This is a genomic window from Neorhizobium sp. SHOUNA12A, from assembly GCF_023006505.1.
Lineage (GTDB): Bacteria > Pseudomonadota > Alphaproteobacteria > Rhizobiales > Rhizobiaceae > Neorhizobium.
Map to the genome: position 1 here is coordinate 35,430 of NZ_JALBGV010000012.1, position 11,620 is coordinate 47,049.

Genomic DNA, 11,620 nt, shown 5'->3' on the forward strand with positions numbered 1-11,620 from the left:
AACAGCCAAATCCTGGGAATCTTTTCCTCGGATCCTAGGCCAATGATTCTTCACTCGAAAAATATCGCGGGAGGTACTATATGGGCCTGATCAGAAGGAGAGCCTATGGCCCGCATCGACCAGACCGACGATTGGCAGGATCGCCACGCACCGACGATCAGCACGTTCGAGTCGCTGGCAATCGAGGCCTATGGTCATTTACCGGAGGAATTCCGGGCTCTCACCGTCAACCTGACGATCGAGATCGAGGATTTTCCGGACGACGACGTTTTCGAGGATATGGCACTCGAGACGCCTTTCGACCTGCTCGGCCTTTTCGAAGGCCGCGGCATTTCCGAGCGGTTCAACATGGAAACCGGTGAATTGCCGAACCGCATCCGGCTTTATCGCCGGCCGATCCTGGATTACTGGGCGGAAAACGAGGAAACCCTGGGCGATATCATCACCCATGTGCTGATCCACGAGATCGGCCACCATTTCGGCCTCAGCGACGACGATATGGAGCGTATCGAGGCCAGCGCCGACGAAGCTGCTCAGCGCTGATCCTCTCCGACTGGAGCTTATTGCTCGCCGAGCTTCATCTCGGGATCGTATTCCTTGCCGTGAACGGTTTTGGTCACCGCCTGGCCGCACTGCATCTCGCCGGTCGTCGCGTTGAAGGCATAGGTCGGCGAACCGGAAAGTTCCCAGCCCTTGTTCAGCGCCGCCGTCACCTTGTGGCAGAAGGAAGAATCGTCGGGACCGCTGAGGAAGCGATAAAGTTTCATGGCGTTTTCTTTCGTTCGGCGATGATGCGTGCCTTGGCGGCAAGCTTTTCAGCCTCCACCAGGTGCAGCCGCTCGATCATCTTGCCGTTGAGGTTGATGACGTTGAGATGTTGCGCGTCCGGTCCCGCAAAGGCGGTAATCACCGCTTCCGCCTCTTTCACGGCCTGAGGATCCGGCCCGAAATGCCGGTTGGCAGGTTCGATCTGGGCCGGATGGATCAGCATCTTGCCGGAAAAGCCCATGGCGCGTCCCTGGGCGCATTCCGCCTCAAAGGCTTCTGCATCCTTGAACTCGTTGAAGACGCTGTCGATCACATCGATCCCATGGGCGCGGCCGGCAAGCACGATCTGCATCAGCCAGGGCACCAGATAGGCCCGACCGGGCTGCGGCAGCACGCCCGTTTCCTTGCGCAGGTCGTTGAGGCCGACCACGAAACACTGGAGCCGCTCGTCGACAGGGGCAATTGCCGGCGCATTCAGGACGCCCTTCGGCGTTTCGATCATCGCCCAGATGGCAAGATCGTCCGGAGCCCCGGCCTCGGACAGGATATCCGCCACCGCCTGGACCTGCGACATGTGCTCGACCTTCGGGATCAGCACAACGTCGGGAGAGACCTCGGTCACCAGGTCCATATCCGCCTTGCCGAATTCGGTTTCGAGCGGGTTGATGCGGATGACCGTTTCCCTGCCCCGGAGCGGATTTTCCTTAAACAACCGGCGCAGGTTGTCGCGGGCCTCCGCCTTCTTTTCCGGTGCGACGGAATCTTCCAGATCGAAGATCGCCGCATCGCAATCGAGGCCATGCACCTTTTCCAATGCCCTCGCATTGCCGGCCGGCACGCTCAGGATCGAGCGGCGAATACGAAAGGAGGCGGATTTGATATCAGTCAAGGCGATCATCCGCGCTTTGTGCCAATCTTTTTGGTCTGCGGCAATACTGCATGCCCAAAGCCCCTTGCAAGACAGGGCGGAAGGCTCCACATTCCTTGATGAGAAAGGTATATACCATGCAAAACATTCGCGTATTCTTCGTCATCATATCGGCCATTGCCGTGCTCGCCATGGCAGCACTTCTGACGGCTTCGCTGACCGTCGCCTTTGCCGGCATTCTCGCAGTTCTGTCCATCGGGCGTGCGCTTTCGGCGCGGCTGAAGCCGGTTCCGGTACGGGCCAAGGCGAGCAAGCGCGAGATGCGCGTCTGGAACGACGGCCGCGGCACGATCATCGACCTCTGATCGCGCCGAAGCGGTAAAGAGACGAATGCGCCGGTTTCCGGCGCGTGGGCGTACCGGTTCACGCCAAACAGCCCTTCAAATCCGCGTCAATATGCTTTATGGCAGCTTCCGCAGATAAGTCCACGTGGAGGCAGATCATGGAAAAGTTCACCAAGCTCACAGGCGTTGCAGCGCCGCTGCCGGTCGTCAATATCGACACGGACATGATCATTCCGAAGGATTATCTCAAGACGATCAAGCGCACCGGCCTCGGCAAGGGCCTGTTCGCGGAAGCCCGTTACAATGACGACGGCTCGATCAACCCGGATTTCGTACTGAACAAGCCCGCCTATCAGAACGCCAAGATCTTGGTCGCCGGCGACAATTTCGGCTGCGGTTCCTCGCGCGAACACGCGCCGTGGGCGCTTCTCGATTTCGGCATCCGCTGCGTCATCTCGACGAGCTTCGCCGACATTTTCTACAATAACTGTTTCAAGAACGGCATCCTGCCGATCGTCGTTTCCCCGGAAGATCTTGAAAAGCTGATGGACGATGCCGAGCGCGGCTCGAACGCCATCCTTTCGATCGACCTGGAAGCCCAGGAAATCACCGGCCCGGATGGCGGCTCCATCCGTTTCGACATCGATCCCGGCCGCCGCCATATCATGCTCGAAGGCCTCGACGACATTGCCTCGACGCTGAAGAGCGATGCGGCGATCAGCACGTTCGAAAACAACAACCGAGCCGCTCGCCCCTGGCTCTGATTTCCGGAGCATCCTGATGGTCAAGCGGATTTCCTCCGGATCGCCCTTCGAAGCGCGGATCGGCTATTCGCGCGCCGTCGTCGACCGCGACATGGTCTATGTCTCCGGCACCACCGGCTACGACTATGCCAGGATGGAAATGCCCGAAGACGCTGCCGCCCAGACGCGCAACACGCTCGGCACGATCGAAAAAGCGCTGAAAGAGGCCGGCAGCGGCCTCCAGGATATCGTCCGGGTGCGCTACTACCTCACCGACATGGCCGATTACGATGCCATCGTGCAGGTTCTCGGCGAGACCTTCTCCGAGATCCGGCCTGCGGCCACCATGGTCGTGTGCGGCCTCACCACGCCAGAAATGAAGATCGAGATCGAGGTGACCGCCCGCATCGGCGCCGGCAGTCCCTAAAACCTTTCCAGCCTCGTCCTTTGGCAGGCTCGGACGAGGTTATGCCAGGCGCGGAGAACCCGCGCGGGAGGACGCGAGCCTGCGAAACCGCAAGGACACCAAACGATATGGCAAAGAACCTCTTCCTCCTTCCCGGCGACGGCATCGGCCCCGAGGCCATGGGCGAAGTCCGCAAGATCATCGCCTATATGAACAGCGCCATGAAGGCCGATTTCGTCCTCGACGAAGGACTGGTCGGCGGCTGCGCTTATGATGCCCATGGCGCCGCCATTTCCGAAGAGGATATGAGCAAGGCCATGAATGCGGATGCCGTGCTTTTCGGCGCCGTCGGCGGCCCGAAATGGGACCAGGTTCCCTATGAAGTCCGTCCGGAAGCCGGCCTGCTTCGCCTGCGCAAGGACATGGAACTGTTTGCCAACCTGCGTCCAGCCATCTGCTATCCGGCGCTTAGCTCCGCTTCCTCCCTGAAGCCGGAACTGGTCGAAGGCCTCGATATCCTGATCGTCCGCGAATTGACCGGCGGCGTCTATTTCGGCGAACCGAAGGAAATCGTCGACCTCGGCAACGGCCAAAAGCGCGGCATCGATACGCAGGTCTACGATACGTATGAAATCGAGCGCATTGCCGGCGTCGCCTTCGAGCTTGCCCGCACCCGTAAGAATGCCGTCTGCTCGATGGAAAAGCGCAACGTCATGAAGTCGGGCGTGCTCTGGAACCAGGTGGTCACCGAAACTCACAAGGCGAAATATTCAGACGTCAAGCTGGAACACATGCTGGCCGATGCCGGCGGCATGCAACTGGTCCGTGCTCCAAAACAGTTCGACGTGATCGTCACCGACAACCTGTTCGGCGACATGCTCTCCGACGTCGCGGCGATGCTCACCGGCTCGCTCGGCATGCTGCCGTCCGCATCGCTCGGCGCACCCGATGCCAAGACCGGCAAGCGCAAGGCGCTTTACGAGCCGGTCCACGGTTCGGCGCCTGATATCGCCGGCACCGGCGTTGCCAACCCGATTGCGATGATCGCTTCGTTCGCCATGTGCCTTCGTTACTCCTTCAACATGGTCACGGAAGCCGACAACCTCGAAAAGGCCATCGCCAACGTGCTGGATCAGGGTATCCGCACCGGCGACATCATGGCCGAAGGCGCCCGCAAGGTCGGCACCGCCGAAATGGGCGATGCGATCCTCAAGGAATTCGTAAGCCTTTCCGCCTGATAACACCGATCGGTGCCTTTCCGCCCAAGGCGGAAAGGCACCTTCATATTTGGCGTTCGGCATCCTGCTACCCATATCGCGGAATCTATGGGAAAAAGCGGCGCGGGATCGATCCCGCGCCACGGACAGAGGCCGATGAAACGGACAATCGAAAAACTGAAACATCGGCGGTATCGCCATCCATCCGGGCCGCCGTCGCCGCGATGGCTGCCTTATGCGCTGGTCACGATCAACCTGATCCTGATCGCTTTTTTCCTGCTCGATGCCCCCGTCGGCTCCTATGCCGCCCATACGCCCAACGTGCTGCTGCCGGTCGGCAAGGCGATCACCGATTTCGGCACGTCCGGCTGGATCCTTTTTGCTACCGCGCTCCTGTTTTTCGAAGCGCTCGCCGTTATCCGGCTCGCACCCGGCCTGAAAGCCCGCTTCCAGGCGATGCTGGTCAGCCATGTCGCGGCTTATATCTTTGTGGCCGTTGCCGGTTCCGGCCTTCTCGCCAACCTGGTGAAGCGTATCATCGGACGCGCCCGGCCAGGACTTTACGAGCAATGGGGTTTCCACGGCTTCAGCCCTTTTTCCGGCTCTCGGTTCGAAAGCTTCCCTTCCGGCCACGCAACCACGGTGGGCGCGTTCCTGATGGCACTGGCGCTGCTTGCTCCGCGCTACCGCCTGTTCTTTCTGATCATCAGCTTCTGGCTCGGTTTTTCGCGCGTCATCGTCGGAGCCCATTATCCGAGCGACGTGATTGCAGGCCTCTCCTTCGGCGCCTGGTTCTCGGTGATCATGGCAATCGTCTTTTCCCGTTACGGGCTGCTTTTCCGGCAGGAGCCGGACGGCTGGCCGGTTCTGCGCCGGGCGATACCCCTGCTGATACGTCCCGACTGGAAAAACACACCCTTCCCGCCGCGCGGCATGCCGCCGAAGCGGGAGACGGACGTAAAACAGCAATGACCCCTTCATGAAAAAAGCCCGGCGCAGTTGCCTGCGCCGGGCTTTTTCATTTTAGCGGGGTTGCTGACGCAAACCCGAACAGGGAACGAAACCCTTATTCCGCGTGGATATCGCGATCCTTGGTTTCCGGCAGGAAGAGCAGCCCGATCACCAGAGTGATGACTGCGAAAACAATCGGATACCAGAGGCCATAGTAGATATCGCCCGCGGCCGCGCTCATCGCAAAAGCCGTTGCCGGCAGAAGGCCGCCGAACCAGCCGTTACCAATGTGGTAAGGCAGCGACATGCCGGTATACCGGATGCGGGTCGGAAAGAGTTCGACCAGCAGGGCCGCGATCGGGCCGTAGACCATCGTCACATAGATGACCAGAACGAAGAGGACGGCGATCGTGCCGATCCAGTTCACCCGGGCCGGATCGGCCACCATCGTGAACGCACCGCCCTTGGCGATCGAATAGACCGGCATGTCGGTGACGCCCTTCGCTTCGTCCGCAGTCAGCAGCTTTTGGCTGACGAGGTCCGCCGCAGGAACGCTCGCCTTTTCGCCGCCGCGAACGGAGGCAGCATTGAGAGCAAGTTCCGGATTGGCGGCGATGAAGGCGTCGAGCTTGGAATCCGCCACCTTGATCGCACCGCGGCTTAGCGGGTAACCGGCATCGTGAAGCGCAACATTGACGCCCTTTTCGAAGGCGCGCTGTTTGGCTGCGGCATCGGCACCGGCAGCAACCGAGTCAAAGCTGGTGACGCTCTTGCCGGCGATCTTCACCGTAGCCGGCTGGCCGGTGGGACCGACGACAACTTCGTAAGGCACCGAGTTACGGGTCAAGAACGACGTGGCGATATCGCAGGAGCTGGTGAACTTCGATGTGCCGGTCGGGTTGAACTGGAATTTGCAATCCGCCGGATCGGCCGTGACAGTCGCCTTGATCGTCGCCTGGGCTTCGGCAAGCGCCGGGTTCGCCATCGAGGTCATCGCCTTGAAGAGCGGGAAGTAGGTGACCGCTGCAATCAGCAGGCCGGCCATGATGATCGGCTTGCGGCCGATCTTGTCGGAAAGCCCGCCAAAGATGACGAAGAACGGTGTGCCGAGGAAGAGCGCGATCGCGACCATGATATTGGCCGACAGGAGATCCACCTTCAGCACGTTCTGCAGGAAGAACAGTGCATAGAACTGGCCGCCATACCAGACGACGGCCTGGCCCATGGTCGCGCCGAGAAGCGCGATGATGGCGATCTTGGCGTTGCGCCAGGTGCCGAAGGCTTCCGTCAGCGGAGCCTTGGAGCCCTTGCCTTCGGCCTTCATCTTCTGGAATGCCGGTGACTCGTTCATCTTCAGGCGGATCCAGACGGAAACCCCGAGCAGGATGACGGAAACGAGGAACGGAATGCGCCAGCCCCATGCCGCAAACGCGGTGGCACCCATGAGCCACTGGACGAAGACGATGACGATCAGCGACAGGAAGAGGCCGAGTGTCGCGGTCGTCTGTATCCACGAGGTGAAATAGCCACGTCGCCCATGGGGCGCATGTTCGGCCACATAGGTCGCGGCACCGCCATATTCGCCACCAAGCGCAAGGCCTTGCAGGAGGCGCAGGGCGATCAGGATGATCGGGGCTGCGATGCCGATCGTGGCGGCACCCGGCAGGATACCGACCAGGAAGGTCGACATGCCCATGATCAGAATGGTCACAAGGAAGGTGTATTTCCGGCCGACGAGGTCGCCCAGGCGGCCAAATACCAGCGCGCCGAAGGGGCGGACCAGGAAGCCCGCAGCGAACGCGAGCAGCGTGAAGATGTTACGCGTTGCTTCCGGATACTGGGTGAAAAAGGTCGCGCCGATATAGGTGGCGAGTGAACCATAGAGATAGAAATCGTACCATTCGAATACGGTGCCGAGCGAAGAAGCGAAGATGACTTTCTTCTCCTCCCGCGTCATCGGTCCGGCCTTCACGCCGACCCCCGTTGCGACATTTGCCATTATCGTCCTCCCTCAAGATAAAACTCGCGTGCCGACTCCGGGCCCGTTCCTCCTGGGCTTGGGCACGGCGACGCATTGTCGCAGATTGACAGAATTCAAGGCTCAAGAAGAGGGATGCTTTGGGATTATGACTTTCGTCTAATATCGCGCGCACCGTGCACCACGGATGCCGCAGCGCGGCATGAGGTCAATGCAGCGCAGCAATCGGGTTAGCATCGCTTGACTCATTGCAAAAATCTTTTAAACACCTTCGCGAACGGGAAGACACCCACATGCGCGCCTGCGAATTCCATATCGCTGCCTCCGCACTGCCGGCTATCCAAGCTGCGCAGCGGGCGTGTTTTTCCGCTTTCTTCAAAACCAAGGCCAAAACGACGACGAAAACCGTCTGACGTCTCTGGCCGCCGCTCTCTCCCCGGATGGCCGGGGACAAGGAATTCCGCGACTTCAACCGCGGCTTCCCCCTCACCGGAAACGAGGAGAGACAGAAAGAGAGCAAAAAAAATGGGTTTCAAAATCGCAGTCGCCGGTGCAACCGGCAATGTCGGCAGGGAAATGTTGACGATCCTTTCCGAGCGCGGCTTCCCGGTCGACGAAGTCGTGGCGCTGGCATCCGCCCGTAGCCAGGGAACCGAAGTTTCGTTCGGCGACCGGACGCTGAAGGTTTCCAACCTGGAAAACTACGACTTTTCCGACACCGATATCTGCCTGATGTCGGCAGGAGGCGAGGTTTCCAAGAAGTGGTCGCCGAAGATCGGCGCCCAGGGCTGCGTCGTCATCGATAATTCTTCCGCCTGGCGTTACGATCAGGACGTTCCGCTGATCGTTCCGGAAGTAAACCCCGATGCGATCTCCGGTTTCACCAAGCGCAACATCATCGCCAATCCGAATTGCTCGACCGCGCAGCTCGTCGTTGCCCTGAAGCCGCTGCACGACTTTGCCAAGATCAAGCGTGTCGTCGTCTCGACCTACCAGTCGGTTTCCGGCGCCGGCAAGGAAGGCATGGACGAGCTCTTCACGCAGACCCGCGCCGTCTTCGTGGCCGATCCGGTCGAATCCAAGAAGTTCACCAAGCGCATCGCCTTCAACGTCATCCCGCATATCGATAGCTTCATGGAAGACGGCTATACGAAGGAAGAGTGGAAGGTTCTCGCCGAAACCAAGAAGATCCTCGATCCGAAGATCAGAGTGACCTGCACTGCCGTGCGCGTTCCGGTCTTCATCGGTCATTCGGAAGCGGTCAATATCGAATTCGAAAACGAGATCACCGCCGATCAGGCCCGCGACATTCTCCGCGAAGCTCCGGGCTGCCTCGTCATCGATAAGCACGAGAACGGCGGTTACATCACGCCCTATGAATGCGCCGGCGAGGACGCCACCTACATTTCCCGCATCCGTGAGGATGCGACGGTGGAAAACGGTCTCAACATCTGGGTCGTTTCCGACAACCTGCGCAAGGGCGCGGCGCTCAACGCCATCCAGATCGCCGAGTTGCTTGTCAATCGCGGCCTGATCAAGCCGCGCAAGGTTGCTGCCTGATAGATAATAAATTTATTAAGCATGTTCCGATAGAAACCCCGTCAGAAATGGCGGGGTTTTTCTGTCGAATCACCCATATCACGAACTATTCATGAACGGATGAGTTGCGATTGTTTGCAACCGCCGCCATAAGGCCGAAACAATGCACATTATCCGGACGCTTCTGGCCGAGCGATCCGGTTCTCGGGGACGGGTTTGACCGCATGAAGAAGATTTTGCTGGCAGGATTGATCGCAACCGGTTTCATGACCGCTAGTCCGGCGCTTGCCGCGCTCCAATGCGGCAACGATTCATCCGGCTTCGCCCGCTGGGTCGAGGAGTTCAAACGGGTTGCGCCGTCGAACGGCGTCAATCCTTCGGTCGTCGAAAAGGCCTTTTCGGGCGTCTCCTACAATCGCCCGACCATCAGCGCCGATCGCGGTCAGAAAAGCTTCAAACTCTCATTCGACGACTTCATGAAGAAGCGCGGCGGGGCTGCCATCATCTCCCGCGGCAAAGGCATGAAGTCCGGCAATGCCGCGCTTTTTGCGCAGATCGAGCGCCGCTTCGGCGTGCCGGCCGGCCCGATCATCGCTATCTGGGGCATGGAAACCGGCTTCGGCAGCTTCATGGGTGATCAGCATACGCTTTCCGCTGTCGCGACGCTCGCCTACGATTGCCGCCGCTCCGCCTATTTCACCGAGCAGCTCTATGCCGCGCTTGAGCTGGTCGGCCGAGGTGATCTGAGCGTCACCGCCCGTGGCGCTGCCCACGGCGAAATCGGCCAGACCCAGTTCCTGCCGCTGAACGTTGTCCGCTACGGAGCCGACGGCGACGGCGACGGCCATATCGACATGGTCCGTTCGCGTGCCGATGCGCTTGCCTCGACCGCCAACTTCCTTAAAGGACATGGCTGGAGAGCCGGTGCCGGTTACCAGCCGGGTCAGCCGAACTTCGTTGCTATCCAGGGCTGGAACGCCGCAACCGTCTATCAGCAGGCGATCGCCTATATGGGCGCACAGATCGACGGCCAATAAGCCCGCCGGCAGTGAAGTTTCGCTTCACCTGAAAAATTCAGGCCGACGCTTGTTCGGCCTGGACGGGCAGTTCGGTAAGGTCCGGACGGACGAAGTCGCCCTTGCTGTCCATAATCCACAATTCGCCGCTCGAGATGTCGAACCAGGCGCCGTGAACGCTGAGTTCGCCTTTCTCTCCGCGTTTTTTGACGAACGGGAACGTTTCCAGGTTGGCGATCGAATTGCGGATCGACACCCGTTCCAGCGCTGTCTGCCGCTCGGCCTGGGTCATGAACTCGTTGCTCTGGATCTGTTCGGCGGCCGGTTTGACCAGCGCCATCCAGCGGCCGATGAAATCGCCGGGAGAAAGCGGCGACATGGTCGGATCCAGTGCCGCTCGGATACCGCCGCAACGGCCGTGACCCATCACCACGATATTGTCGATTTCCAAAACCTCGACCGCATATTCCAACGCCGCCGAAGTGGCATGGAACTGGCCGTCCGGTTCAAAAGGCGGGACCATGTTGGCGACGTTGCGGACGACGAAGAGTTCGCCCGGACCGCAGTCGAAAATGGTTTCCGGTGCGGCACGGGAATCGCAACAGGCGATGAGAAGGGTGTGGGGGTTCTGCCCGGTCTCCGCCAACACGCGGTAGCGCTCGCGTTCATCGCTATAGCGCCCGCTCATGAAGTTGCGGTAGCCCGCCAGAAGTTTGGCTGGAAAGTCCGTCATGGAACAACGATTATAGCGCCGCCGAGCGAAGATCAACGGCCATTGTGCATCTGCGAACTTCCGATGCCGATTACCGCTTGGTGCGCTGCAACGGATGCACGAGCCGGCGCATCTGGACCATCGCCATGGGAGTGGAGAGGCTGGACGCGTCGGTCTCCAGTGTCAGCTCGTCGCCGCCGCGCTTGGCCGTGCGCGCCAAGACCTCGAAAACGCTCGCGGTAGCCAGCTGCAGCGCCTTTTCCTCGTCCATGCCGGCAAGGATCCGCCCCAGGAACAGGGCTCCCAACAGGTCCCCCAACCCGTTTGGCGGATTGTCTATCAGCCGGTGTTCGGCAAGCAGCGCGTGTTTGCCCGTCAGGTAAAGATTGCCGGTACCGCCCGCCATCATCGGCACGGCCGAAGTCACCAGGATGCGCGGCGGCCCGAGCGCGATTGCGGCATCCATGATATCGTTGTTGGTTTCAAGCGGCGCGCCGGAAAGCCAGGCGAGTTCGTAACGGTTCGGGGTGGCGATCGTTGCCAGCGGAATGAGTTCGTCGCGGATCGCCTCTGCCGTCGGCTGCGGGATATAGAGACCGCCGAGATCGCCCATGACGGGATCGCAGACATAGAGAAGGTCCGGGTTTTTCTCCTTCAGCGCCCTTATCAGCCGCGCCACCGAACGCGGCTGGGCGGCGTTGCCGAAATAACCGGTCAGCACCGCCTTCACTTCTCCGAGCCATGGCGCGCGAATAAGATCGTCTATAGCCTTGTCGAAATCTGATTCGGGAAAGGTCAGCCGCGTGGAAGGTCCGTGACCGGGATGCCAGGGGAGGACGACGGTCGGCATTGCCCAGACGGGGAACCCCAGCGTCTCGAGCGCGAAGACGGCGGCACGATTGCCGACCGAGCCGCGCACGACATGGCTGGAGATGACGAGGACGGCACTGCTGGTATCCTGCATGAGATCGGTTTCCGGCTACGATGGCCCTGTTGATCGTTTCTTCGCCGCCGCATGTCAACAAGGCTTCACGGAAGAATGAAACGTGTAGTGTCGCTTGACATGGATCAGCCACGT

14 protein-coding genes are annotated in these 11,620 nt (G+C 60.2%); 8 read left to right on the forward strand and 6 right to left on the reverse strand.

Going from position 1 to position 11,620, the window contains the following annotated elements; all coding sequences use genetic code 11:
- The first annotated feature begins 105 nt into the window (after positions 1-105).
- Positions 106-543: a metallopeptidase family protein gene (locus MOV63_RS08120; protein ID WP_038547261.1), complete on the forward strand. Its 438-nt coding sequence runs from the start codon at positions 106-108 to the stop codon at positions 541-543.
- A gap of 17 nt (positions 544-560) precedes the next feature.
- On the opposite strand, the gene MOV63_RS08125 is transcribed toward MOV63_RS08120, so the two are convergent.
- Together MOV63_RS08125 and MOV63_RS08130 are read right to left on the reverse strand one after the other, a co-directional pair.
- Positions 561-767 (reverse strand): DUF1737 domain-containing protein, encoded by a 207-nt coding sequence (locus MOV63_RS08125; protein ID WP_007764402.1) that lies wholly within the window; start codon positions 765-767, stop codon positions 561-563.
- Positions 764-1,666: a CoA ester lyase gene (locus MOV63_RS08130; RefSeq protein ID WP_247033223.1), complete on the reverse strand. Its 903-nt coding sequence runs from the start codon at positions 1,664-1,666 to the stop codon at positions 764-766. The genes MOV63_RS08125 and MOV63_RS08130 overlap by 4 nt, the downstream gene beginning before the upstream one ends.
- A gap of 107 nt (positions 1,667-1,773) precedes the next feature.
- Between MOV63_RS08130 and MOV63_RS08135 the strand changes: the two genes are divergently transcribed.
- The 5 genes from MOV63_RS08135 to lpxE all read left to right on the forward strand — a co-directional run bounded on the left by MOV63_RS08135 (position 1,774) and on the right by lpxE (position 5,318).
- Positions 1,774-2,001 (forward strand): hypothetical protein, encoded by a 228-nt coding sequence (locus MOV63_RS08135; protein WP_038591495.1) that lies wholly within the window; start codon positions 1,774-1,776, stop codon positions 1,999-2,001.
- A gap of 137 nt (positions 2,002-2,138) precedes the next feature.
- Positions 2,139-2,744 (forward strand): 3-isopropylmalate dehydratase small subunit, encoded by a 606-nt coding sequence (gene leuD, locus MOV63_RS08140; RefSeq protein WP_038547271.1) that lies wholly within the window; start codon positions 2,139-2,141, stop codon positions 2,742-2,744.
- Between the two features lie 16 nt (positions 2,745-2,760).
- Positions 2,761-3,150, forward strand: coding sequence for a RidA family protein (locus MOV63_RS08145; protein ID WP_046636724.1), 390 nt, complete (start codon positions 2,761-2,763; stop codon positions 3,148-3,150).
- Between the two features lie 107 nt (positions 3,151-3,257).
- Complete coding sequence (gene leuB / locus MOV63_RS08150) at positions 3,258-4,367, forward strand: 3-isopropylmalate dehydrogenase (RefSeq protein WP_247033226.1); 1,110 nt, start codon at positions 3,258-3,260, stop codon at positions 4,365-4,367.
- 135 nt (positions 4,368-4,502) lie between these two features.
- Entirely contained in the window at positions 4,503-5,318 is an 816-nt protein-coding gene (gene lpxE, locus MOV63_RS08155; protein ID WP_038547280.1) for a lipid A 1-phosphatase LpxE, read from the forward strand.
- A gap of 94 nt (positions 5,319-5,412) precedes the next feature.
- Here lpxE and MOV63_RS08160 read toward each other — a convergent pair whose 3' ends face one another.
- Both MOV63_RS08160 and MOV63_RS08165 read right to left on the reverse strand, forming a co-directional pair.
- On the reverse strand, positions 5,413-7,296 hold the full coding sequence (locus MOV63_RS08160) for an MFS transporter (RefSeq protein WP_038547283.1): 1,884 nt from the start codon (positions 7,294-7,296) through the stop codon (positions 5,413-5,415).
- A 224-nt stretch (positions 7,297-7,520) separates the two neighbouring features.
- Positions 7,521-7,811, reverse strand: coding sequence for a hypothetical protein (locus MOV63_RS08165; protein WP_247033228.1), 291 nt, complete (start codon positions 7,809-7,811; stop codon positions 7,521-7,523).
- Here MOV63_RS08165 and MOV63_RS08170 point away from each other — a divergent pair.
- Positions 7,801-8,835, forward strand: coding sequence for an aspartate-semialdehyde dehydrogenase (locus MOV63_RS08170; RefSeq protein WP_038549857.1), 1,035 nt, complete (start codon positions 7,801-7,803; stop codon positions 8,833-8,835). The genes MOV63_RS08165 and MOV63_RS08170 overlap by 11 nt on opposite strands.
- Positions 8,836-9,038: 203 nt before the next feature.
- Entirely contained in the window at positions 9,039-9,851 is an 813-nt protein-coding gene (locus MOV63_RS08175) for a lytic transglycosylase domain-containing protein (protein WP_038547286.1), read from the forward strand.
- Positions 9,852-9,888: 37 nt separating this feature from the next.
- On the opposite strand, the gene MOV63_RS08180 is transcribed toward MOV63_RS08175, so the two are convergent.
- Entirely contained in the window at positions 9,889-10,563 is a 675-nt protein-coding gene (locus tag MOV63_RS08180) for a carbonic anhydrase (RefSeq protein WP_038547289.1), read from the reverse strand.
- Between the two features lie 70 nt (positions 10,564-10,633).
- Positions 10,634-11,506 carry a pyridoxal kinase PdxY gene (gene pdxY / locus MOV63_RS08185; protein ID WP_038547291.1) on the reverse strand — a complete coding sequence of 291 codons (873 nt, stop codon included), beginning with the start codon at positions 11,504-11,506 and terminating at the stop codon, positions 10,634-10,636.
- Between the last annotated feature and the right edge of the window lie 114 nt (positions 11,507-11,620).

Bases quoted from the DNA above. Each gene is read 5' to 3' on its own strand.
- MOV63_RS08120 (WP_038547261.1), top strand. From the start codon at position 106: ATGGCCCGCATCGACCAGACCGACGATTGGCAGGATCGCCACGCACCG.
- MOV63_RS08125 (WP_007764402.1), bottom strand. From the start codon at position 767: ATGAAACTTTATCGCTTCCTCAGCGGTCCCGACGATTCTTCCTTCTGC.
- MOV63_RS08130 (WP_247033223.1), bottom strand. From the start codon at position 1,666: ATGATCGCCTTGACTGATATCAAATCCGCCTCCTTTCGTATTCGCCGC.
- MOV63_RS08135 (WP_038591495.1), top strand. From the start codon at position 1,774: ATGCAAAACATTCGCGTATTCTTCGTCATCATATCGGCCATTGCCGTG.
- leuD (WP_038547271.1), top strand. From the start codon at position 2,139: ATGGAAAAGTTCACCAAGCTCACAGGCGTTGCAGCGCCGCTGCCGGTC.
- MOV63_RS08145 (WP_046636724.1), top strand. From the start codon at position 2,761: ATGGTCAAGCGGATTTCCTCCGGATCGCCCTTCGAAGCGCGGATCGGC.
- leuB (WP_247033226.1), top strand. From the start codon at position 3,258: ATGGCAAAGAACCTCTTCCTCCTTCCCGGCGACGGCATCGGCCCCGAG.
- lpxE (WP_038547280.1), top strand. From the start codon at position 4,503: ATGAAACGGACAATCGAAAAACTGAAACATCGGCGGTATCGCCATCCA.
- MOV63_RS08160 (WP_038547283.1), bottom strand. From the start codon at position 7,296: ATGGCAAATGTCGCAACGGGGGTCGGCGTGAAGGCCGGACCGATGACG.
- MOV63_RS08170 (WP_038549857.1), top strand. From the start codon at position 7,801: ATGGGTTTCAAAATCGCAGTCGCCGGTGCAACCGGCAATGTCGGCAGG.
- MOV63_RS08175 (WP_038547286.1), top strand. From the start codon at position 9,039: ATGAAGAAGATTTTGCTGGCAGGATTGATCGCAACCGGTTTCATGACC.
- MOV63_RS08180 (WP_038547289.1), bottom strand. From the start codon at position 10,563: ATGACGGACTTTCCAGCCAAACTTCTGGCGGGCTACCGCAACTTCATG.
- pdxY (WP_038547291.1), bottom strand. From the start codon at position 11,506: ATGCAGGATACCAGCAGTGCCGTCCTCGTCATCTCCAGCCATGTCGTG.